At 53.2% G+C, this 23,881-nt stretch carries 18 protein-coding genes; 2 read left to right on the top strand and 16 right to left on the bottom strand.

The window, feature by feature from the left end; translation table 11 throughout:
• Positions 1-27: 27 nt before the first annotated feature.
• From BBD38_RS08280 to BBD38_RS08250, 7 genes are all read right to left on the bottom strand, one after another.
• Positions 28-1,065 carry a LacI family DNA-binding transcriptional regulator gene (locus tag BBD38_RS08280; protein ID WP_066686632.1) on the bottom strand — a complete coding sequence of 346 codons (1,038 nt, stop codon included), beginning with the start codon at positions 1,063-1,065 and terminating at the stop codon, positions 28-30.
• Between the two features lie 132 nt (positions 1,066-1,197).
• The gene (locus tag BBD38_RS08275) at positions 1,198-3,084 is read right to left on the bottom strand and encodes an ABC-F family ATP-binding cassette domain-containing protein (protein WP_066686631.1); all 1,887 of its coding nucleotides are present in this window, start codon (positions 3,082-3,084) and stop codon (positions 1,198-1,200) included.
• Positions 3,085-3,251: 167 nt separating this feature from the next.
• Positions 3,252-4,184 carry a carbamate kinase gene (arcC, locus tag BBD38_RS08270; RefSeq protein ID WP_066686624.1) on the bottom strand — a complete coding sequence of 311 codons (933 nt, stop codon included), beginning with the start codon at positions 4,182-4,184 and terminating at the stop codon, positions 3,252-3,254.
• 508 nt (positions 4,185-4,692) lie between these two features.
• A complete protein-coding gene (gene aguA, locus BBD38_RS08265; RefSeq protein WP_066687028.1) occupies positions 4,693-5,793 on the bottom strand; it encodes an agmatine deiminase in 1,101 nt (366 codons plus the stop codon).
• A gap of 59 nt (positions 5,794-5,852) precedes the next feature.
• Positions 5,853-7,238 carry an APC family permease gene (locus BBD38_RS08260; RefSeq protein WP_066687025.1) on the bottom strand — a complete coding sequence of 462 codons (1,386 nt, stop codon included), beginning with the start codon at positions 7,236-7,238 and terminating at the stop codon, positions 5,853-5,855.
• A gap of 130 nt (positions 7,239-7,368) precedes the next feature.
• Complete coding sequence (gene ptcA / locus BBD38_RS08255; protein ID WP_066686623.1) at positions 7,369-8,391, bottom strand: putrescine carbamoyltransferase; 1,023 nt, start codon at positions 8,389-8,391, stop codon at positions 7,369-7,371.
• A 202-nt stretch (positions 8,392-8,593) separates the two neighbouring features.
• On the bottom strand, positions 8,594-9,067 hold the full coding sequence (locus tag BBD38_RS08250) for an acyl-CoA thioesterase (RefSeq protein WP_066686622.1): 474 nt from the start codon (positions 9,065-9,067) through the stop codon (positions 8,594-8,596).
• Positions 9,068-9,199: 132 nt separating this feature from the next.
• On the opposite strand from BBD38_RS08250, the gene BBD38_RS08245 reads away from it, so the two are divergent.
• Positions 9,200-10,639 (top strand): amino acid permease, encoded by a 1,440-nt coding sequence (locus tag BBD38_RS08245; protein WP_066686621.1) that lies wholly within the window; start codon positions 9,200-9,202, stop codon positions 10,637-10,639.
• Positions 10,640-10,708: 69 nt separating this feature from the next.
• Here the strand turns inward: BBD38_RS08245 and BBD38_RS08240 are convergent, their stop codons facing one another.
• From BBD38_RS08240 to BBD38_RS08230, 3 genes are read right to left on the bottom strand one after another with little or no spacing between them, the layout of a single operon-like run.
• Positions 10,709-11,761 carry a response regulator gene (locus BBD38_RS08240; protein WP_172807800.1) on the bottom strand — a complete coding sequence of 351 codons (1,053 nt, stop codon included), beginning with the start codon at positions 11,759-11,761 and terminating at the stop codon, positions 10,709-10,711.
• Between the two features lie 13 nt (positions 11,762-11,774).
• The gene (locus BBD38_RS08235; protein WP_066686619.1) at positions 11,775-12,113 is read right to left on the bottom strand and encodes an Hpt domain-containing protein; all 339 of its coding nucleotides are present in this window, start codon (positions 12,111-12,113) and stop codon (positions 11,775-11,777) included.
• A gap of 15 nt (positions 12,114-12,128) precedes the next feature.
• Positions 12,129-14,774, bottom strand: coding sequence for a hybrid sensor histidine kinase/response regulator (locus tag BBD38_RS08230; protein WP_066686618.1), 2,646 nt, complete (start codon positions 14,772-14,774; stop codon positions 12,129-12,131).
• A gap of 35 nt (positions 14,775-14,809) precedes the next feature.
• Here BBD38_RS08230 and BBD38_RS14685 point away from each other — a divergent pair, with 35 nt between their 5' ends.
• Positions 14,810-15,001, top strand: coding sequence for a hypothetical protein (locus BBD38_RS14685; protein WP_172807799.1), 192 nt, complete (start codon positions 14,810-14,812; stop codon positions 14,999-15,001).
• Positions 15,002-15,253: 252 nt separating this feature from the next.
• Here the strand turns inward: BBD38_RS14685 and BBD38_RS08225 are convergent, their stop codons facing one another.
• The 6 genes from BBD38_RS08225 to BBD38_RS08200 all read right to left on the bottom strand — a co-directional run bounded on the left by BBD38_RS08225 (position 15,254) and on the right by BBD38_RS08200 (position 23,846).
• Entirely contained in the window at positions 15,254-16,822 is a 1,569-nt protein-coding gene (locus BBD38_RS08225; RefSeq protein WP_066686613.1) for a hypothetical protein, read from the bottom strand.
• Between the two features lies 1 nt (position 16,823).
• The gene (locus BBD38_RS08220; RefSeq protein WP_066686611.1) at positions 16,824-17,996 is read right to left on the bottom strand and encodes a SpoIIE family protein phosphatase; all 1,173 of its coding nucleotides are present in this window, start codon (positions 17,994-17,996) and stop codon (positions 16,824-16,826) included.
• Complete coding sequence (locus BBD38_RS08215; protein WP_066686608.1) at positions 17,980-19,692, bottom strand: [Fe-Fe] hydrogenase large subunit C-terminal domain-containing protein; 1,713 nt, start codon at positions 19,690-19,692, stop codon at positions 17,980-17,982. Before BBD38_RS08215 ends, BBD38_RS08220 begins: the two co-directional genes overlap by 17 nt.
• A 303-nt stretch (positions 19,693-19,995) precedes the next feature.
• Complete coding sequence (locus BBD38_RS08210; protein ID WP_066686606.1) at positions 19,996-20,238, bottom strand: (2Fe-2S) ferredoxin domain-containing protein; 243 nt, start codon at positions 20,236-20,238, stop codon at positions 19,996-19,998.
• Complete coding sequence (locus BBD38_RS08205; protein WP_066686604.1) at positions 20,235-21,953, bottom strand: [FeFe] hydrogenase, group A; 1,719 nt, start codon at positions 21,951-21,953, stop codon at positions 20,235-20,237. Before BBD38_RS08205 ends, BBD38_RS08210 begins: the two co-directional genes overlap by 4 nt.
• Before the next feature lie 18 nt (positions 21,954-21,971).
• A complete protein-coding gene (locus tag BBD38_RS08200; protein WP_066686602.1) occupies positions 21,972-23,846 on the bottom strand; it encodes an NADH-quinone oxidoreductase subunit NuoF in 1,875 nt (624 codons plus the stop codon).
• Positions 23,847-23,881 lie beyond the last annotated feature (35 nt).

Genomic DNA, 23,881 nt, shown 5'->3' with positions numbered 1-23,881 from the left:
GATTGTAAACAATTACCGGATGAAACTTTACTTTTTTCTACAGCTTTGTTTGATTTCAAGATAAGGGTCTAGGAGAATTTTCTGGCATTTCGCCTTTTGCCTGCTTTTTTTGTTGCCCTTCTGCTTCAGGCGCTTAATAAGGAGCTCTCCCGTTTTGGTGCCGATCAGGCTTTCCGGCTGGCGTATGGTGGTGATTCCCGGAACCACAAGCCCCGTTTTGTCATGTACGTCGAAGCCGATCAGGGAAATATCCTCCGGGATACGCAGGCCCCTGTCGTTAATTGCCTTGATTGCGCCGAAGGTCATCATTTCGGACGTTACATATACGGCTGTAAACGGCACTTCCCCGATCTGGTCGAGCAGGGCGCACATACATTCATAGCCTTTGTTTTCCTTGTAGTTGCCATAGGCGATCAGCCGTTCGTCGACAGGTATTCCCGCTTCCTCAAGCGCGCTTTTATAGCCCATCATTCTGTCATACCCGGTGGTTTCTTCAATCGAGCCGATAATGACTGCAATTTCCCGATGGTTGAGCCCGATCAGATGGCGCACGGCTATCCGGCTTGCTTCCGCATTGTCGATCATCACTGCGTCAATTTCCTGTTCGATTACGGGCAGGTTGTCGATGAACACTACGGGAATATCATGATCCAAAAATTGCAGGATTTTTTTTCCCTTCAATTCGACGGTCGCCAGCACAAGGGCATCCACCCTTTTTTGAAACAGCATTTCCAAATCGCGCGCTTCGTTCGTTTTGCTTTCCCCGGAATCAGACACGATAATGGTATAACCGGCCGGCGAGACAACCTCGTCGATTCCTTTGATAATCTGCCCGAAAAACATTTCACAGATATCCGGGATAATCACCCCGATTGTTTTTGTGGATTGTGATTTCAGTGACCGGGCAATCTCGTTCGGGACATAATGATATTCTTTCAGCGCCTGCAATACCTTTTGCCGTGTTTCTTCCTTGACATAGGATTTGTTGTTCACTGCCCGCGAAACGGTGGAAACGGAAACATTCAGTTTTTCTGCGATATCTTTTAACGTATTTGAATTGACCATGCGAGCAGTCTCCCATCCCCATAGGTTCTGCAAACGTTTTCTGCAATCGTTTGCAATAATCATAATATTTTTCTGCCCTTTTGTCAATATGTGCAATGAAATTTTTTTATATCGAAAGGGATGTTTTAATATTTAATCCAGCGCAACCCATTCCTCAAGCAGCTTTTCATGCCGTTCTTTCAATTCTTCCATCTCCGCGCAGCACTTGCCGACCAGCTCAAAATCCGCCGGATTTTCTGCAATCAGCCTACCAAGCTCCTCTTCGCGCGCTTCCGCCGCGGCGATTTCCTTTTCCAGCCGCGAAATACGTTCCCGCCGTTTCGCCTCTTCCGCGCGCCGCTGCCTGGGGTTTTTCATTTCCTGCGTCTTGCGGCCGGACGTCTGCGGCGCATCCTTTTGTTCCCTTTCCTGCTGTTCCTCCTGCTCCTTTACCTGCCGGTATTCATCGAACGTGCCGTCAAACCCGCGCACCCTTTGGTCCGATATCTCGTAGATTCTTTCGGCAAGCGCGTTGATAAAATAGCGGTCGTGCGATACAAAAAGCAGCGTGCCTTCATATTCCCTGAGCGCCGCCTCGAGGCTTTCCCGCGCGGGCAGGTCGAGGTGGTTGGTAGGTTCGTCGAGGAGCAGCACATTATACCCGCCGCACATCAGCAGGGCAAGCCCCACCTTCGCGCGTTCCCCGCCCGAAAGGTCGCCAATGTGTTTATAGACTTCTTCGCCCGTAATGAGCACCCGCCCCAGCATGGACCGCGCCCCATATTCCAGCAGCGATGGAAATGCGTCCCACACCTCCTGCACCACCGTTTTTTCCGGCGTCATGTTCTTGTTTTCCTGGTCGTAATACCCTACAAGCGTATTCTTTCCAAAAACAATTCCATCCTCCGGTTCCCTTGAGGCCGCGACAAGCCTTTTAACCAGCGTTGATTTTCCTGTCCCATTGTCCCCGATCACCGCCGCCTTCGCGCCGCGCTTCAGTTCGATGTTCACATCCCTCGCAAGCACCTTCTGCTCCCGGCCGACCGTAAGGTCCAGGTCACGCACCATAAGCACGTCGCTTACCGGGCGCTGGGAAAACGTAAAGCTGAAGGACGGGGTCTGCGCCTCTGTTTTCGGCTTCCTGATGCGCGTAAGCTTGCTCAGTTGCTTTACCCGGCTCTGCGCGCTTTTCGCTGTGGACGCGCGCGCTAAATTGCGCGCCACATAATCCTCCATGTGCGCAATTTGCCGGGATTGCTTTTCATATTCCTTCATTTGCCACGAAACATATTCCGCCTTGAGCTGTTTATATTGCGTATAATTACCCGTATATTCGGTAAGCTCCCCTTCATCCAGCTCCCAGATTTTTTTTGCCAGCTTATCGAGGAAATACCGGTCGTGCGATACGATCAGCACCGCGCCCTTATATCCGTTTAAATAATCCTCCAGCCACATCAGCGTTTTAAAATCCAAGTGGTTGGTCGGCTCGTCAAGGATCAGGAGCTCCGGGTCCGAAAGCAGGAGCCGCGCGATTGCCAGGCGGGTCTTTTCCCCCCCGGATAACGTGGCGATGTCCGTTTCATAAGCCTTATCCGAAAAGCCCATGCCGTTGAGTATTTTCCTGATTTCCACCTCGAAATCATAGCCGCCGCCCGCCTCAAACACGTTCTGGGCATGCGCATATTCCTTTTGGAGGGCGGTGTCGTCCGGGGCCTGCTCCATTTTTTTGGCAATTTGCTGCATTCTTTCGCGGGCGTTAAGCGCTTTCCGGAATACGCTGCGCATTTCCCCGATAATCGTGCTCGACGCGTCAAGCCCGCTGTTTTGCTCGAGGTAACCAACCGAAAGGTCCGCCTTGTGGGCCACGGCGCCTTCTTCCGGCCGTATCCGTTTCACCAGTGTGTTAAGCAGCGTCGTCTTTCCCGCGCCATTGGGCCCGATCAGGCCGATCCTGTCCCCCGCGTTGATGTTTGCGGTAACATTTTTTAAGATTTCCGTTTCCCCGTATGCGACGGTCACGTCCGTAAATGATGCAAGCATTTCCTGTTCTCCCGTTTACTAATTTTATTATTATAGCATATCGAACGGGGTAAATAATACCGGATCGGATAAAAAACAGGCGGGCTGTCACGCACCTCGCCCTCGTGAAAAAATGCCGCCTCCGGAAGTCGTCCTTCCGCGGCGGCATTTTTATTCTCCTGTTTGTTTTACATTTCAATCAGCGTCCCGCTTTTCCCTTCCAGCGCCAGCGGCGCTTTTTCAAGCGAACCGATGATCGCCTTGCGTCCTTCGCGGCTTTTTGCAAATTCGCATGCCGCCTGTACCTTGGGAAGCATGCTGCCCGGCGCAAACTGGTCCTGGGCGATATATTCGGCCGCCTCGTCCGGCGTCATGTGCAGGATTTCCTCCTGGTCCGGTTTTCCAAAGTTGATTGCTACGCGGTCCACCGCCGTCAGGATGAACAGGTAATCCGCATGCACCAGCTCCGCCAGCTTTTCCGCGGCAAAATCCTTGTCCACCACCGCCGCAACGCCATGATAGCCCGTTTCCGTCTTAATAACCGGGATTCCCCCGCCCCCGCCGGCAATAATAACCTCGCGGGCGCTGATGAGCGTATCGAGCGTCATGTATTCGTAAATGCTGACCGGCTTTGGCGACGCCACCACCCTCCGCCAGCCGCGTCCGGAGTCCTCGACATATTTGCAGCCCGTCTCTTCCATCAGCTTTTTGGCGGTTGCTTCGTCATAAAATCCGCCGATCGGCTTGGTTGGGTTTTTAAAGGCAGGGTCGTTTTCATCCACGATAACCTGCGTAAGCATTGTAATAACCGGCGTATCGTCGTTTCCGTTGGCGACAAGCTCGGCATCTATCGCCTGCTGGAGGTGGTAGCCGATGTATCCCTGGCTCATCGCCGTACACTCCGCAAGCGGCATCAATGGCGTATATCCGCCCTCGTATCCTTTTTCAAACGCAAGGTTAATCATCCCCACCTGCGGGCCGTTCCCGTGGCATATGATGATATCGTTCCCAGCCAGAATCAGCGGAACGATCGCTTTCGCCGCATATCTTGCATGTTCGAGCTGCTCCTCAGGCGTGTTGCCAAGCGCATTCCCGCCGAGTGCAATTACCATTCTACACATTGTTTTTTACCGCCTTTTCCCGGTATTTCCCTTTTGGGGATAACAGCTTTTAAAGTAACAATAACCATAAAACGAATCAAATATCCGTTTCCCTGCCTGTTTTTTGTTTTCCAAGGTGAATTCCACGGCTTCTTCCCGGGCGGGACGCGCCCGCCCGGTACTGCCGTTTCGTCAATCGATTTGCCCGCCCCCCCGCGAAACCTTTCGCGCGGGGCCCTTTATTGTTTTGTTTACCGTTGTTTCATCCGTGCCCGTCTCATATCGGCAGGAGCAACGGCCTGCCGCAAAGCGTGCACAGGTTGATGCATCTGCCGGTAAAAGCAACGGCCTGCCACGAAGCATGCACAGGTTGGATGCACCTGCCGGTAAAAGCAACGACCTGCCCCAAAGCGTGCACAGGATGGATGCAGTTCAAGGCAGGGCGAGCGACCCGCGGAGGCGTATTTAACATACGCCGCACAAGGGGAGCCGATGCCCTAACGCAGAAATGCGCCATACTGTGTGCGCGTCATTTGCCGGATGGCTGCTGCTGCGTAATACAATGAATATTGCCGCCGCCAAGAAGGATTTCACGGGCGGGAATCTGGACGATTTCCCTGTCCGGGAAGCACTCCTTCAAGGTCTGTACCGCTTTTGCGTCATTCGGGTCGTCGAAGCCCGGAACCACAATGCCGCCGTTTGCAATGTAGAAGTTTACATAGGAAGCAGCCAGCCTGTCGCCCTCGAGCCGCGGGAGCGTCCCGTCGACGGCGTCTACGCCTTCTTCTTCCTCTTTTGTGATCGTCACGGGGGAAGGAACGTACATTTTCACAATTTCAAGCTTACGGCCCCTGGCGTCGGTTGCAGCCGAAAGGATGTCATAGTTCTCCTTTGAAATTGCATATTGCGGATCACTCTCGTCGTCCGTCCACGCAAGCAACACCTTGCCCGGCTTTACAAAGCAGCAGATGTTATCCACATGTCCGTTCGTCTCATCGAGATAAATCCCGTTTTTCAGCCAGATCACCTTGTCGGCGCCGAGGTAATCGCACAACACCTGCGTAATCTCTTCCTTCGTAAGCTGCGGGTTGCGTCCCTCGGAAAGCAGGCATTCCTCGGTGACCATAACGGTTCCTTCGCCGTCGGAATGGATGCTGCCGCCCTCGAGCACGAAATCGTTCAGGCGGTAACGGCCCTTATATTCGATATCGCACATTTTGCGCGCCACTTCATCGTCAAGGTTCCACGGAAAATACAGCCCGTCCACAAGGCCGCCCCACGAATTGAACGTCCAGTCCACGCCGCGCACCTCGCCCGTTTCGTCGTTTACGACAAACGTTGCGCCGCAATCGCGAATCCATGAGTCGTCGTTGGACATTTCCACGACGCGGATATCTTCCGGGAGCATCCCGCGCGCGTTTTCATACTGGTCTTCGTTTACGCCGACCGTAACCGGCTCGAATTTGTTGATTGCCTTTGCAACCTCGACAAAAACCTTTTGCGCGGGTTTCCCGCCCATGCGCCAGTTATCGGGGCGCTGCGGCCATAAAATCCAGCAGCCGTCATGGTGTTCAAATTCGCCGGGCATCCTAAAGCCGTCGGCCTTTGGTTTGGAAGTATAATTTTTCATTGTAAACACACCTTTCAATATCCATTTTTGCGGCGGCATTTCCGCCGCCGCATTTTACCTTATTCCTTTCGCGCCGTTTCCTTCGGCGCTTTCTTCGTCGTCACCGCGGCAATAATCTCGCCGAGCACTACGGAAATAATTACGCCGATGATGAGTATGATATCCGGCTCAAGCATCCCCGTATCCGCGTTGTACGGGAACAGCAGGAACACAATCGCCAGGATCAGCAGCGCAAACGGCACCCACGTCATAATGCCGATCATGCCTTTTCCGCCCGGCACCTTATACGGCCGCTCACGGTCCGCATCCACCTTCCGCAGCTTCTGGAATGCCGGGAACATGAAAATGTAGGAGGCGAGGAGCGTTACCACGTTGAGGGCAAAAAGCGTCCAGAAGGCGTCCACCGCGTCGGGGTTGACCTGCCCGAGTATTGCCGCAACAATTACAATCACCGTTGCGACAACGCCGTTGATAATGTTTGCGCTCGACGGAACCTCGTCCTTATTCTCTTTTTCAAACACCTTGGGCATCGCATGGTCGCGCGCCGCATACATTGCAACGTAGTTGACGCCGAACGACCACGAGGAAAGGTTCGCGATCAGCGAGAACATAAACAGGATGCCGATAATTGAGAGGATAATGCCCGGCGCCCCCATCAGCAGGATGCCCGCGGCGTCCATGAAGCCGCTGTCCACCGACAGCTCATTGTACGGAATCGCCGCCGAAACGCCGAATGCGCCAAACAGGTAGAAAATCGCAATCAGGATGCCGCCCACGACGATCGCCTTGGGAATTTCTTTTTTCGGGTTCTGCATATCGCCCGCAAAGGTCGTCACAACCTCAAAGCCCATAAAGTTGAAAAGGATAATCGATATGAACGAAATACCCATCAGCGGCGAAATATCCGCGAGAGACCCGGAATTTGCGAAGCCGTTCACGACCGCCCCGTAGATACCGAGGCCGCCCATTGCCACGATCAGGATTACTTTGACGATGGTGCCGATATTAATCAGCCATTTACTCTGGCTGACACGGTAATTGCTGATCAGGATTACGACCCAGATGAATGCAAGCTGGATCACAAGCGTCAGTATCCAGTTAATCTCCACGCCGGTAATCGCGAGCAGGATGTCGGTGAAGAGCACGGCGAGGGACGCCATCCACAGCGGGAAATTAACCCAGTAGTACCATGCGACGCGCGATCCGTTCCTGCGCCCGAAAGCGCGCTTCACCCAGTCGTACAGGCCGCCTTCATCGTCGTACGTGGTGCCGAGTTCCGCAGAGATCATGCCGTACGGCAGGAAAAACGCAACGAGCATAATCGCCCACCAGATATACTGCCACGGGCCGATTGCAGCCGCAGGGGCGACCGCCTCGACAACGAGGACGATACACACTGCCGCCAGCACGGCGTCGAACAGTTTAAACTTTTTCTTTGTAGCCATCTGCCATTCCTCCTCTTTCTCTTGATTAAACAGAATTATTCCATTTTGCATCGGCCGCCCGCCCCGGCGGGCGGGCATGGCCTCCGCATATGTTCAAAGGGCGGTACCGCCCCAATTGACAGGATTTTGGTCAGATCAGGCCTTTTTCCTTCATGTAAGCCTCAAGCCCTGCTTTGGAAGCATCGCGCTCCACAATGTCGACGGGTTTTTCAGGATACATGAAATATACGAGCAGCGCGCGCATGGCGGTAAGCCTGTTCTCCGCTTCGTCCGTGGTGATGGAGCGCGGCCCGTCGAGCACCTCGTCCGTCACTTCCTCGCCGCGCGTCGCGGGCAGGCAGTGCATAAATTTCACCTCCGGGGAAGCCTTTGCCAGCATCGCGTCGTCCACCTGGTATTTCGGATAGAAAATGCGCATGCGGTCTTCCTTGGAAAGCTCCGCTTCATAGAGACCGTACCATACGTCCGTATAAACGAAATCCGCATCCTTCATCGCTTCGTCTTCGTCTTCCGTAATCAGGAACGAACCGCCGGAAACCTTGCAGTTTTCTTCCGCAATCTTTTGGAAGTTTTCCTTGAGCTGGAAGCCCTTGGGCCCAAACTGTACAAAGCTCATGCCGAGCTTGGTCGTCAGCATCATCAGGGATGCGCATACCTGCGTCGCGTCGCCCACGAATACAACCTTCAGGTCCTCCATCTTTTTCCCTTTCGGAAGATGTTCCTTGATGGTAATCGCGTCGCCCATTTCCTGGGTCGGATGGTTATAGTCGCTCATGCCGTTGATAACCGGAATGGCGGCTCCCTTGGCCATATCCACAACGGTCTGGTGCCGCTCCACGCGGGCCATCAGGATATCGACCAGGCGCGAAAGCACGCGCACCGTGTCTCCCACGGATTCATGCTTTCCCATCTGAATCTGGCCCGGGGCCAAATACTGCGCATGGCCGCCCATCTGCGCCATTGCCGTTTCAAACGAAACCCTTGTGCGCGTCGAGGACTGCTCGAAAATCATCCCCAGAACCTTATTTTTCATCAGCTGCGGATAATACCCAAGTTTAATACATTTTTTGATTGCGATTCCGAGGTCGATGATCTCCATCAGTTCCTTTTTTGTAAAATCAGTCGTGTCGATAAAATCTTTGATACGGGCCATAGTGGCTTCCTCCTTGGAAATTAAAGTAATGGTTCAGACCGAATAAATTCGGCAAACGACATTTTGTTACAAAGTTGCTCTTTTAAATGTTCTCCGGATGCCTTTATCTTAATGAAACCGGAGACGCAAGTCCAGTGTTTAAAGCGTTTTTGAAAGAATCGTACCCCAGTTGACAGTTTGTTTCACTTATGTGAACAAACCGTCATTCCCCTTCGTTGTTTTTCCGGGCGAGGCGCGCCTGGCGGCGTTTGAGGGCCCGTTCATATTCCTGCTTTTCCGTTTCCGTCTGCGGCGTAAACGGCGGAACCTCGTGCGGCTTCCCGTCATATCCGAGCGCTACGAACACGAGATAAGCGGTATTGGTGCGTTTTTTGTCCGCGCAATTGGCTTTTTCGCTGTACACGTCCACCCGTACCTCGAGCGACGTGCGGCCCGTCCACGTTACCACGGCGCGCAGCGTTACGATTGCCCCCAGGGGCACCGGGTGCTTAAAATCCATGCTGTCGAGCGCCGCCGTTGTCACCGTGCTGTGCGCATGCCGCGTCGCCGCCACCGCGCCTATAATATCTACCCACTGCATCAGCGTTCCGCCGTGCAGGTTCCCAAGCTGGTTGATGTCCTCCGACATCACGATATGCGTCGTTTCCGCATATGCGGTTTTACATTGTTCCATCATACATTCCCCCTCGTATAACTATTGATACCCACAAAGTTTTTGATTAAGCAAAAAATATCCGGTTATGAGAAAAGCAGCAGTTTATCAATAGTTTTGACGTCAGGTAGTTCTCTCTTAACAGGAAACAGGGTTATGAAAAAGATTTCATTTATGCAGCTTATTTTCCTTACGATGGCCTATTTCGCTTCCGTAAGGCGTATTCCGAATATCGCGTATGCCGGCTGGGAATCCGTATTCTTTATGATTTTTGCCGTGCTGATGTTCGTGATACCAATTTCGTTTGTGTCGGCGGAGCTTGCGACGGCAATGCCCGAGGACGGCGGCCTTTCCGTATGGATCAGCCGCGCCCTTTCGCCGCGCTTCGGGTTCCTTGCCGCATGGCTCGTATGGATTCAAATGTGTTTTGGAATGGTGACCGTGGGGGCGGCCTTTGCCGATATGATCGCCACCATCGTGGGCGCAAAGAGCCTGCTTTCAAATGATTTTTTCATTGGCATCATTGTCATTTCCATCTTCTGGCTGATTACATTCCTGATCATTAAGGGGGTTCCCATTACCGCAATCAGCACCTACGGCACAATTATCGGCCTTTTTATTCCGCTGGCAGTCCTGCTCATTTTCGGAACGGTCTTTGCGTTTACGCATAATCCCGGGGTTTTTACACCGCCTACGGCGGATAAAATTTTCCCCGACCTTTCCGACCTCGGAACGCTTTCAAAGCTGTCCGGCATTATTTTCCTGTTCGCCGGGATGGAGCAGGCCTCAAACTTCGCCAACCGGATCGATAAACCGCGCAAAAATTATCCGCGCGCCATTATCCTTGCCACCTGCCTCACCGCCGGGCTGTTTACCTATGCCGGCCTCGTAACCGACGCGCTGGTCGCGGAAGGCAGCATCGCCCTTGCCGATCCGGCACAGGTTTTCTCCGTTATGTTCAGCGGATGGAATCTCCCGTGGGTCACCGCCGTGATCGCGGGCATGATCGCCCTTTCGTGCATCACCGAAATTTCGGCCTGGACCGTCGGCCCTTCCCGCGGCATGCTGCGCTGCGCGCGCGAGGGCACCCTTCCGCCCGTGTTCCAGAAAACGAACAGGCACGATATTCCCGTCGCGCTGATGATCCTGCAGGCGGTTATCGTGACGGGCATCGCCCTCATTTTCGTGTTTATCCCGGGCACCAACGGCGTGTTCAACACAATCCTCACAATGGCTGTCGCCCTGTATTGTATCGTATATATCTTTATTATTCTGTCCGGCATTATTTACCGCAAACGCCATCCCAATGAAAAACGCGCATTCCAGATTCCGGGAGGCAAATTCGGGATGTGGCTTACTTCAATCGTAGGGCTCGTCGGGATTGCCTTCGTCATTTTTACAAGCTTTATCCCGCCGGAATCCTTAAAGCCCTCCGAATATCCCACTTACATCCTGTTCATGCTGCTCGGCATCATCGTGCTGGTTGCCATTCCGTTGGTCATCTACCGGCTGCGCAAGCCTTCATGGAAGCAGGAAGCGCCCGCGCCCGCCGCCGGTACGGCGGCACAGGCGGGAACATCCGGCCGGTCGTCATAATCATCCGTACACAAAAAATCCATTCCGCGCGCGCGGGATGGATTTTTATTTGCCTTACAATTTACTTTATTACTTTCCCTGCTCCGGGTTCCTGGCCAGTATGGTCCTGAAATTATCGGCCACAAGCTGGAAGGTCTCTACAAGCACCGGGGAAAACGAATGGAATAATCCGTCGTGGATGCGCTCCACCGCCTGCTCGTGGGAATATCCCTTCGACACCACCAGCCGGTCGTAATCATGCGCCAGGGCCACCGCCTGTGCGCAGATTGGAATATCGTCCCCGACAAGCCTGTCCGGGAAGCCCGAGCCGTCCCATTTTTCGTGGTGATACCTGCAAATATTATAGCAATACCTGATATAGTCCTTATTTTCGATGTTCCTGAGGGGCTCGATCAGCTGGCAGCCTTTTACGGTATGCTGCTGCCAGACCAATTGCTCCTCGTCCGTCAGTTCACTTGAATTTTTTCGCAAAATTGCTTCCGGGATCAACAGCTCTCCAATATCGTGCAGCACGGACGCAATGCAAATCGTTTCAATCGTCTGCGGGGTCAGGCCGTTCTTGTCGTCGCTGTGCTCGTATACAAATTTGAGCAGCTCGCGCGTATATAGCCGGACGCGCTGGATATGCTCCCTCGACTCCGCGGTCTTCGTCTCGAGTACGGAGGTGAGAACCGCAACGATAATTTCGTTCACGTTGGACAGCGTTTCCGCTTTTTGCTCCAACACTTCCTCGAGTCCGTTTTGATAGCGGTACAATTCCACCACGTTTTTAACCCGCCGCTTGACAACGTCGGTTACATACGGCTTGCGCACAAAGTCCATCGCGCCCATCCGCAGGCACTTTTCTTCATCCTCGGCCGAATCCGCCGCCGTAACCATAATAACGGGCGTCCGTTTGAGGGTTCCGTTAAAATTCATGCTTTCGAGGACCTCATACCCGTTCATATCCGGCATCATAACATCGAGAAGCACCAACGCCAGATTATCGCGTTCACGATCCATGATTTCTATTGCTTCCCTGCCCCCGCAGGCGCAAACCGTATCATATTCGGGCGAAAGCAGTTCTTCCAGAACGGCACGGTTCAGCTCGGCGTCGTCGACAATCAGCACCTTTTCTTTCATTGCAGGCCTCTTTCTACTCCATGTCCCCAATCGCTTTAACCACGGCGTCATAACGGCTGTATATCGCATTCACATCAAAATCAGCCTCTTGGTTCCTGATCTTTTTGCACATTGCGTCACAGCTGTCCGCAAGGTCGTACATCCCCAGCGTCCCGCTCGTACCCTTCAGCGTATGAACCGCTTCATACACCCCTTCCATATCGCCTTCCGAAAGGCAGTCCTTCAGGCGGACGATGCTCTCGTCCTGCAGGAACTTTTTCAGGAATTTCCGATACAGCGCTTCATTGCCGCTCATGCGCCGCAGGCCATCCTTGTAGTTGATTCCGGCGCGGTTCAGCGTTTCCATTTCCATACCCTTTTCCCCCTATCATGATTTGTCCTTTTTATCATACAAAAATTTATATAATGCTGCAAATATTGCCTCCGGTTCAATCGGTTTTGCAAGATGCTCGTTCATCCCGCTTTTAATTGCCTCCGCGGCGTCTTCATAAAATGCATTTGCGGTCATTGCAATAATGGCGACCGTATGGGCGTCTTTCCGTTTCAGCCCCCTGATCGTACGCGCCGCCTGATTCCCGTTCATAATGGGCATGTGGACGTCCATCAGGATTGCGTCGTAATAGCCTTCCGGGGATTTCCGGAACATCTCGACCGCCTCTTTCCCATTGTATGCGTTTTCGACCTTAAAGCCCACATGCTCGCACAGCCCCTGCGCAACCTCCATATTAATCTCGTTATCTTCTGCAATCAGCACCCTTTTTCCGGTGAAATCATAACTTTTTGCCTTCTCTTCCCCGTTTGCCGCAGGGGAAAGCTCGCCGCTCAGGCGCTGCAGGATACGGTAAATATCCGCCCGCATAACCGGTTTGGTCAGGAAATCGTCCACGCCTGCCGCAAGCGCTTCCTGCTCGACGTTTTTATGGTCATAAGCCGACATAAGTACGATATAAACGTCTTTTCCCGCCTCCGACCGAATCCATTCGGCAGTATGGATGCCGTCCACATCAGGCATATAAAGGTCAAGCAGGCACAGGTCAAAGCGTTCCCCGGATTCCTTCATATACTTAACCGCTTCAATACCGGAGGACACCGCAACCGCCTCTACCCCAAGCTGGCTGCACTGGAGCTTCAGGTGCTCGCGCATCTCTTCGTCGTCCTCTACAATCAGCACATAGAGGCTTTTGACCTCGTCGGAGATTTTAATGGAAATTCCTTCCGCGTCCGCAATTTCGAGCCACAGGCTGAAGGAAAAAACGCTGCCCATATCCGGCACGCTTTCCACCTCAATTTCGCCGCCCATGGATTCCACAAGTGTCTTGGAAAGCGCCATCCCGAGGCCCGTTCCGCCATATTTGCGGTATGTGGAGCCCTGTTCCTGTTCGAACGGTTCAAACAAATGTTCCAAAAATTCCTCGTGCATCCCGATGCCGGTATCCCGGACTTCAAATTTCAGGCAGGCCTGGTTGCCCCTCCGGTCCATTTCTTCCACGGACATCCTGATTTTTCCATGTTCCGGCGTGAACTTGATCGCATTGGAAAGGAAATTCAAAAGCACCTGCTTGATCCGCATATCATCGCCCTTGACCATATCGCAGGTCGCATTTTTCAGCAGTACGTCAAACGCCTGCTTGCTTTCTTCCGCCTTGGGCTGCATAATATCCGTAATTTCGCTGAGCATGGCGTTCAAACTGAATTCCCGCACCTCGATTTTCATTTTTCCGCTTTCTATTTTCGACATATCGAGAATATCGTTAATCAGGTCCAGCAGGTGCATGGTAGACATATTAAGCTTGCGCAGATGCTCTTTCATTTTCTCTGGCTCGGTAATATCATAGCCCATATTGCGGATCATACCCGTCATTGCGTTCATAGGCGTACGGATTTCATGGCTCATACGCGACAGGAATTCCCGTTTTGCAGTATTTGCGTTTTCCGCGCGTTCGAGGGCGGAGCGCAGCATACTCTGCGCGCGGTTTACATCCGTAAGGTCGCTCGTCACGAATACAAACTTCGTTACCCTTCCGTTCTCCGTAATCGGATAACGCCTGCTGCAAAGCTCTTTTTCATGCCCTGTCTTCGGGTCGGTCATGATGAATTCGTATTGCTCGATTTCGCCGATATTCGGTTCCATGAAGCCCTTGGAAAGCCTTTGGAAGGTTTCGTCGTCAAGGTAAGCCCGCGCGATCCAAAGGTTATTTTTTAGGCTTTCCGCTGAAATTCCAAGGATGCGTTCCACATTATCGCTAATATATTCCACACGGTTTTCCAGGAGATCGTAAATCATAAATACATCGTCAACATTTTCCGAAATAATGTGGAACAGCGCATTGTTATGGAAAATATCTTCATTGCGCTTTGTGATCGCATGCACGCTGACGGTTGAAGCCAAAACGGCAAGCGCAAGCAGGGCCGAGCCCCATACGATTGCCATCATGTTGGTCTTTTCATTCAGTTCATGGGCCTGTTTCACATACCTATCGATCGCCGTACTCGAATTATTCGTAATTTCCCTCACAGTATCATCCGCCCGGAGATAGAGTGGGTAAGCGTCCTCATACAAAAGCGTCTTCGCTTCCTCCTGCTTTCCATCCCTGATCAGCTGGATACAGCGGTCATGGATCGACAGGAGTTCGTTTACATCCGAGACCAATTGGTCAACGGTTTCAGGGTTCCCCTCATATTGCGACTCCAGCGTTTCCTCAAGCACGGCTATGTTATCCCGCATTGCATACATCACATTCAGTTCCGCCGTCTGGCTTTCGGGATAGTCATCCCCCGAAAGCAGGTTGAGCATTGTGCTGCGCGCAAATAAAATCTGCGTACGCAGCTTCCACGCCGCATTATTCACAGAAAAAGGCCGCTTATAAATTTCGTCCGTATAAACGGCAAGGTTATCCGTATTCATAATTGTCACGCCGGCGAACGCCGCCACACCAATACAAATGACAACCACCACCACCGCAATCAGCAATGCATTGATGTTTTTTACCTTCCGGTCTTTTTTGCGCTTCATAGTGATCTGATTTCCTTTATCTCCAATCGGGAACCGTGAGAAAACAATTGCTGCCCCGGATGCGGCGCCGCATCGATCGCTTTTCCTCTTCCGGAGGTTTTACCAAAAAAATCGCACGACATAAACAAAAGCTGCCCACTAAGTATGCCGCCCTGCCTGCCGTGCCCGGTAATAATTTTTCATTCAATCCCCCTCTGCCAAAAGCCAAAAGTAATCCGCTTTATTAATAAACCGAAATACGGGAACAATAACTGCTTTTTCCCCACATTTTTATTCGTGAAAATTCGAGTTTCGCATAGTCGAAGAGGCGGGGCCTTTGCCCCGCCCCTTCCGGACAGATAGCTGCTCTTTTACGCGCATACGCGCGCTCCGCTCGGCGGAATTTCCCCAAAACAGGTCTCTCGGCCGGGTTCCAGAGGAATGGCGCGGCAGCAAAATGCGCCCTGGTTTCTTATTATACTATAAAATGACCCGCCCGGCTATTCTTCATCCACAATCGTGATTTCTTCGCGCACATCCCTGAGGTTCGCAAAGCGTTTACGATAGCTGATCTCCCGCGCAGATTTTCCCCCCGGAATTTTCCTGCCCGTTTTCATATCCTTCACCGCCTTTTCCGCATAGCGGAAAAAGTCCCGGATGCCCTCCTGCGTCGGCTGCGCCATGTAGAAAAGGCCGAGGATATCATTGTGGATCAGGAGGCCTTCGCCCGTGTGTCTGGCATAAAACAAAAGCGCCGTTCCATTATATTTCAAAAGGCGGCGCGCGGCATTGAGCGGCCCCGTTTTCCCGATTTCACCGGCAAACCCGCACTTCACGCATAAGAGCCTTCCGCCGGGGAAGCGGTTCTTTTGCGTGTTCGCGCCACACCGGGGACAAGCGGTGAAAATTCCCCGTGCGCTGACGAATACGGGCTTTTTCAGGCCCTTCATCTCCGCTTTATAGGCAACCATTGACACCAGGCGGTTAAACTGTCCCGCGGTAAGCTTTGCCGTTTCGCCGCCGCTGGTCAGTTTGTCCCCAATATTCCCCATCCGATAGGTTATGATAGCGCTTCGGTTTTTCCGCGCAATCTCCACAAGCTCGTTTGCCGCCGCATGCATCCCGTTTTTTGTGCAGGTATCCTGCCGGAAAGGAATTCCCCCTTCCGCCAGCGGCTTTCCCTTAAGGTCCGTCACCGCGTATCCCACCGCGTCCCTGAGGCTGCGGGTGATTCCCATATAGGTTTTGCTTTTTTCCGCCTGTTCGCATTCGCACGCCACGTTTACGGAAAGATAATATTCCCCTTTTTTCTTAAGCAGGCGCGCCGTTTTAAATATACGCGGGTTTTTAAGGCCCTCGCGGAGCACGGTTTCCTGTGTCTTGCCGAAGGAAAGCGGCACGACAATATACCGTTCGCGTTTATTGTCCTGCTCAAGCGGTTCATGTCCGTCCGAAACATACCGCAATTTCGCATTGCCGCGCGGGATTCCCCCGCGGCGGTTTTCGTCCCTGACGCTTAAAAGATAGAGCTTGGCATAAAACCTGCCGCGCTCTTCATCATACAGCAGGCAATAATCCCTGTTTTTTGCATATCGCCCAAAGAGCAGGGGTTTTCTTACCCTAAGGCCGTTATAAAGGCGTTCAATCCGCAGATGCAGCTCTTCCCGGCTGATTCCGCCCGCGTCAAACGCATCAAGGGCAGAGAAAAACTGCCCGTCAAAATTTTCTTCATCCAACAATTGCGGATAGCGAGCCCCCTTCTGCGCTTTGCGCAGGGACAGCCACGCGACCATCGCCATCGCATAATCCAGCTTCAGGGCGTCTTTAAACGGCTGTACGCCGAACCGGTTGAGCCGGTCCATCACATCTTTTCCGAGAAGTCCGGTAATGCGGCGCGTAAGATAGGCCCCGCCCTCCTGCATTTCCCGCATGATCGGTTCAACGTTCTCTTTGGTATGCTCAAACAAATAGGAAAGCGCACGGTTATAGCGGGAAACCGCCTGGTCGATCAGCTCCCGCTTTGCCGCCGAAGGTTTATGCAGTTTTAGAACAAGCGTCCTTACCACCATATCAGCAATACTCGATCTCCACGTCCTTGCCCATCTGCCGGAGAATTTTGGCAATATCCTTCACCATGCGCAATTTAAGGCTCAGGTCTATGGGAAGGTCCGGGTTCTGGTGCGCGGGATTGGCCGCGCGTCCCACGGTGAAATGCACGCTCGTACAGTCTTCCAGAAGCAACCGCGCCAGCCGCGACGCGCCGTCCTGCTTGAAGATATCGAACAATTCCTCCATGTCGCTTCCTTCCGACATATATTTCTGCATAATTTCATATGCCCTGGCCAGCGTCACAACGCCCTCGGTCACAAGGTCGATTCCTTCGATCATCCCCGTAGGCGGCACGCCCGTATCTTTATAATCGATCTTAACGCGGAGCTCCCTTCCCGAAACACGGCTCACGATCTGCGACGTCGTACCGCCGCACACCACCTTGATTCCCTCCGCATCCATCAGTTTGCCGACCAGCTCCTGATCGCGCGACGAATCCACCGGAGGCCCCACCATAATAAACGCCGGCTGCGCATGCCGTATTTTCGTCGTCACAAACGTCGTATCGTCGCCCGGGCGGCCGTCGTACAACGAATTGCACGCGGAAAGCAGCAGCTTCGTCATCGCGCGCGCGGGCATTTCCTTGCGGTAAGCGCGGCACGCATACTCCACGATATTATCCCGCTGCCATCCGAAATTCAGGGTCTGGCCCACGCCTGCGTGGATCGCCCCGTCCGAAAAGGCGACGCACATATCGTCCTCCTGCATAAAGAAACGGCTTTCTAAAACCTTTTTATCGCCAATTTCAATTTCTGTTTTTTTGACCGGGACTTCCCTTCCGCCGCGCAGGATAATGGCCTGCGGGTTATCGAATTCCACCATATGGGCCTTCCCGGCCGTATTAACGCGCAGGATGGTAAACGTGCAATACGCAAGCCCGCGTTCCGAACACACGGGCAGCGTGGACGCAACCGTCTCCACCGTTTCATAGATGTCCGCACCCTCTGAAAGCATAGTCGCGGCAATCTTACTGGTCAGCGTCGAAAGGATATTCGCCTTTACGCCGCTCCCGAGCCCATCCGCGAGGACGATCGTCGTCACATCCCCCTTGCGCACAATCTCCACCTTGTCCCCGCACAGTTCCTCCCCGTACTTGAACAGGCTCTCATTGTTCGTCTCAATAAATACGCTCATCTTCGCTCTCCTGGATATACTTTTTGAGGTTTGTGAGCGCAAGCTTTGTTTCCGCGGTCGTTTCCCCAAGCAGGCTTGCAATCTCCTGCGCCACGCGCATCTGTTTGTTGATGACCTCCTGCGTAACCTCCATGGTTTCCGCACGCATTTCGTTGATTCTTTTCTGCTGGTGTTCGTCCTCCGTAATATCCTTAATCAGCAGCAGGTACATTGAATTTTCTCTGATGAAAATCGTGGACTGCTTAACCGTGATTCCAAGGTCCTGATAGAACACCTTGCGGTCGAGGATATTTTCCCCCGTTTCCCGTACTTCGTCGATATCGTCACAATCGATAATCATCGACACCGGCCGTCCGACATAATTCCTTTCGTTCAAGTGGAACAGTTCCGCCGCCGCCTTGTTGTATTCCATCAGGTTGAAATCGCTGTCCAGGATAACAATTGCATTCGGCGTATTATCCAGCACCACATTGGAAATGCTCTCGGCCTTTTCGCGCATAAACGGCAGGCACATCCTGATATCCGCCTTGCCCTGCAAAACGGCGATCGCCTTGTCGCGGCAGGTCGGATATCCGCAGCCGCCGCAATTGAGGATTTTGTCCTCGCTTGTCTTGCCCATGCGCACAAACACCTGCTGTATTTCTTCGTCGCCGGGGATACGGCGGTGGAGGGAGCGGTCGCGGTACTGCCGCCCGATTCCCGTTTTCGCATCCTCCGTCAGGGGCGCTCCGCACGCGGTGCGGTTTTTCGCGTATTGCAGCGTACGGTCCTTGATGTGCAGGAACGGAATATCGATTTCCTTTGCGCCCGGCCCGCCGAGGCAGCTGCCCGGGCAGGCGTTCATTTCCAAAAAGAAATTTTCCAGCTCTCCCGATTTCAGCGAATCCAGCACCTCCGCGCAGCGGTCGATTCCATCCACGGCGACGCATTTATAGGACTGGCGGACAGGTTTGTCGATCGTCTGGATAATTCCGCCGGGAATCGGATACAGGCGGTTTACGGTCGCTTTCATTTCACGAACATCCGGGTCCTCTGCCTCGAGGTCCACACCCTCTTCCTTAAGCCACTGCATCAATTCGTCGAACAGCACCACCGCGTCGATGGCCCCGTCCGATTCCTGCGCTTCGTGTATTTTCGAGATACACGGACCGACAAAAACGGTTTTGATGCGCGGACCATATACCTCCTTCATCATTTTGCCGTGCGCCGTCATGGGCGCGTCCACCGGCGCAAGGTAAGGGATTAATTCGGGATAATATTTTTCCACCAGCAGCACGAGCGTCGGGCAACAGGTGGTAATGATATTTTTCATCTTATGCTCACGCATAAGCTCCATAAAATTCTGCGATACCTTCGCCGCACCAATCGAGGTTTCCTCCACGCCCGTGAAACCAAGCTTTTTCAGCGCCGAGGAAATTTTCGGGAAAGTTGCGTTCCGGTAGCAACTCGCAAAAGACGGCGCAACCGAAACATATACCTTGTCTCCATTTTTGATAAATCCCTTGACCTTGTCGAGGCTGCTGTTTACGTATTTCGCATTCTGGGGGCAGGCCAAAAAGCAATGCCCGCACAAAATGCATTCTTTTTCCGTAATCTCCGCCTGTTCGTTTTTGAAGGCGATTGATTTCACCTGGCAGCTTCTGATACATTTATAACAATTTTTACAGTTTGCTTCCTTAAACTGTATGATACTCATACCTTATAACGCTCCTTTCAGTCGCTTCGCGGGCGGACATTGCATTTCCCCCGCGCGCCCCCTTTGCTTAAAGTTGTTTCCCTTTCGGGCAAAACCTCGCTTACAGGCGGTTTCTCTCCCCCTACGAAACTCATTGCGCTTCGCAGCTTTGCATACCTTCGCTTTTGCCAATCGCATTCTGCTCCTGGAAGCTCAGGCATTCACTCGGGTTCCGCGGAGGGCCGTTTAAAATACACAGATGCGCAAAGCGCGCCGGCCTACGCCGCCGCGCTGATGCACGTTCATCATTCCAACCCGTTCCCGTCAAATTTTTGCCAGCACCTGGTTTTTGAAAAACTCCCCGACATTATCCGTATTTACGGAAAAAATTTCATCGCCAACCTGCACGGAAACCGCGTCTGTGCAGTGCCCGAGGCAAAATACGCCCGTAAGCTCCACTTGGTCGCCCAGCTTATTTTCCTCGATCATTTCCTGCAGCTCGCTTACCACGTTATAAGACCCCTTCAAATGGCACGCGCTTCCAATACAAATGTTGATTGTCATCATTTTGCGTTCTCCTCCCCTTTACTATAATCCACATGCAGCAACTCATGGATTTTATTCTTCAAAATCCCGCCGTAAAGGCCCATCATCACCGGGTTTTCCTCCGAGCGCTTCACCTGCGACAGCTTATCCGCATCGTAAAGCCCCTTCGCACGGTCTTCTTTTCCTTCCCGGCGCGTAAACGGCTGTCCCGCCCCGGCGATACATCCGCCCGGGCACGCCATGACCTCTACAAAATCATATTCCGCCTCGCCGATTTCAATCTGCTCGATCAATTTTTCCGCGTTCGCGAGGCCGTTTACCACGGCAATCTTCACGCGGCCGTCTCCATACGGGATGCTCGCTTCCTTAATGCCTTCCATACCGCGTACGCCCGTATATGCTATATTATGCAGCATATTATTGCTTTTGTCATCCACAACCCTGCGGATCACCGCTTCCGCCACGCCGCCCGTCACACCAAAAATCACGCCCGCGCCGGTCGTAATGCCAAACGGCATATCCGCGGCCTCGGGGTCGATGTCCTCGAACACGATGCCCGCCTGCTTCAGGATGCTTGCAAACTCCTGCGTGGTAATTACGCCGTCCGTATCCCGCGAGCCGTCCCCATGCAGGAATTCGGGGCGCACCTGCTCGTCCTTTTTCGCCGTACAGGGCATGATGGCAAACACAACCGTTTCCTTGCCGTCCACCTCCTGCACCTGTTTAAAATGTTCTTTGATGACCGCCGAAAAAATCTGCATCGGCGATTTACAGGTGGAAATTTGTTCTACCAGCTCCGGATGCGCATGCTCCGCATATTTCACCCAGGCCGGGCAGCACGACGTGAACAGCGGCAGCTTGGTCCCCGACTTGTATTTTTTGACAAATTCCTTGGATTCCTCCATCACGGTAAGGTCGGCGCCCATGGTGGTGTCGTAAACCTCGTCCACGCCCATTTTACGAAGCGCGCCTACAATTTTCCCCGCGACGTTGGTGCCCGGCTCGAGGCCGAACTCGTCGCCGAGGGCCACGCGCACGGCGGGCGCAAACTGCACCACCACACGCTTGGTGTCGTCGTAAATGGCGTCCCAGAATTTCTGCGTACAATTACGGATCACAATGGCCCCCGTCGGGCATACCGACGCGCACTGTCCGCAGTTCACGCAGTTCGTCTCCGTAAGGGGCTTGTTAAACGCCGTCGAAACCGTCATGTTCGATCCGCGGTACGCAAAATCAATCGCGCCCACATTCTGAATCTCGCTGCACATGCGCACGCAGTCGCCGCAAAGAATGCACTTGGAGGAATCACGAATGATGGAGAGCGCGGAGTCGTCGATCTCCTCCTGCTTTTTCGTGTTTTCAAAGCGTACGTTATCGATGCCGAAGCGAAGCGCCAATTCCTGCAGGCGGCATTTCCCGTTTTTCGCGCATGTCGTACAATCGCGGCAATGGCTCGCCAGCAGCAGCTCCAAAATCATTTTCCGGTAACGGAAAAGCTGCGGCGTATTGGTCTTTATTTTCATCTTGTCACGCGGGGGCGTGGAACACGAGGCGATAATGCCTCCCCATTCATCTTCCACCACGCACATACGGCACGCGCCGTAAATCGAAAGCTCCGAATAGTAACAGAAGGTGGGCAGGTCGATCCCCGCCTTGCGGATTACCGCGAGAATATTTTGTTCTTCGTCAAAATTGACGATCTGCCCGTCTATAATCATGTGTTTCTTATCAGTCATACCACTAAATTCCTTTCCTTAGAACTGCTCCGCGACCGCGCCAAAACTGCACGCCTCTTCGCAGGCGCCGCATTTGATACACTTTTCCGCATCGATCACAAACGGTTTTTTGATTTCCCCGCTGATTGCGTTCACCGGGCACTGGCGCGCGCACTTGCTGCACCCCTTGCATTTTTCCTCCACGATCACAAACTGCTTCATCGCCTGGCAGTTCTTCGCGGGGCATTTCTTGTCAACCACGTGCGCAAGGTATTCGTCCCGGAAATACTTCATCGTGCTGATGACGGGCGACGGAGCGGTTTTCCCGAGGCCGCACAGCGCGGTCTTGGAGATCATATCCGCAAGCTCCTCCAGCATATCGAGGTCCTCCTGCTCTCCCTTGCCCGCGACAATGCGTTCAAGGATTTCAAGCATGCGGAGCGTGCCTTCGCGGCACGGAACGCATTTCCCGCACGATTCGTTTTGCGTAAAATTCATAAAGAAGCGCGCCACCTCAACCATGCAGTTGTCTTCGTCCATCACCACAAGGCCGCCGGACCCGATCATCGCGCCTTTTTTCTTCAGGGAATCGAAATCCATCGGCATATCGAGGTGCTCTTCCGTCATGCATCCGCCCGACGGCCCGCCGATCTGTACCGCCTTGAATTTCTTGCCGTTTTTGATGCCGCCCCCGATGTCAAAAATAACCTCCCGCAGCGTCGTGCCCATCGGCACTTCGATGAGGCCGGTGTTGTTGACATTTCCCGTGAGGGCGAAGGCCTTGGTGCCCGGGCTGTTTTCCGTTCCCATGCTGCGGAACCAGCCCGAACCGTTCAATATAATCATCGGAATATTCGCATAGGTCTCCACGTTTGAAAGCACCGTCGGCTTGCCGAACAGCCCCTGTTCCACCGTACGCGGCGGTTTTACCCGCGGCATCCCGCGGTTGCCCTCGATGGAGGCGGTGAGCGCGCTGCCCTCGCCGCATACGAATGCGCCCGCGCCCTGGTTGATTTTCAGCGTGAAATCAAAGCCGCTGTCCAAAATATTGTCCCCCAGGAGTCCCTGCTTTTCCGCGGCGGCAATCGCCGTCTGCAAACGCTTGACGGCCAGCGGATATTCCGCACGGACATAGATATAGCCTTCATGCGCGCCCGTTGCGATACCCGCGATCATCATGCCTTCGATCATCTTGTGCGGATCGCCTTCCATGATGCTCCGGTCCATAAACGCGCCCGGGTCGCCCTCGTCGCCATTGCACACGACAAATTTCCTGACTTCCTTTTGTTTGGCCACCTGCTGGAGCTTCCTGCCCGTGGGGAAGCCGCCGCCCCCGCGCCCGCGGAGCCCGGAATCCATCACTTCCCCGACAATATCGTCCGTCTTCATATCAAACAGCGCCTTTGCAACGGCCTGGTAGCCGCCGCGCGCAATATATTCCTCGATTGCTTCCGCGTCCGTATGCCCGCAGTTTGAAAGGACCATACGCGTTTGCTTTTTGTAAAACGGGATTTCTTCCTCCGCGGCGTACGCCTTACCGTCTTGGTGGAATAAAAGGCGTTCCACCGGTTCGTCGCCCTTGAGGCTCTTTTCAAGGATTTCCTCGCAGTCCTCCGGCTTTACCTTCACATACAGCCAGCCAAACGGCTCGATCCGCAAGAGCGGCCCCATTTCGCAAAAGCCGTGGCATCCGCTCTTTTTGAAAGCGATTTCTTCATGCGGCTCTTCTTTCAGCTCCACCGATACGGGAAGCCCCGCCGCTTCCGCAAGCTCCTTCAGGCGGCTGAATATTTCAAGCGAGCCGCCCGCGACACAGCCGGTCCCCGCGCAGACCAATACTTTTTTGTACTGCGCTTCCATAGATTTCTTGTATTGATTCTTAAATTTATTTAATTCCTTTACGTTATGTATCATAATCCGTTCCTTCCGTAATTGATGGTAACAGCATC

This window comes from Christensenella intestinihominis (assembly GCF_001678845.1).
Taxonomy (GTDB): Bacteria; Bacillota; Clostridia; order Christensenellales; family Christensenellaceae; genus Christensenella; species Christensenella intestinihominis.
This window is presented reverse-complemented; position numbering and strand designations above follow the sequence as displayed.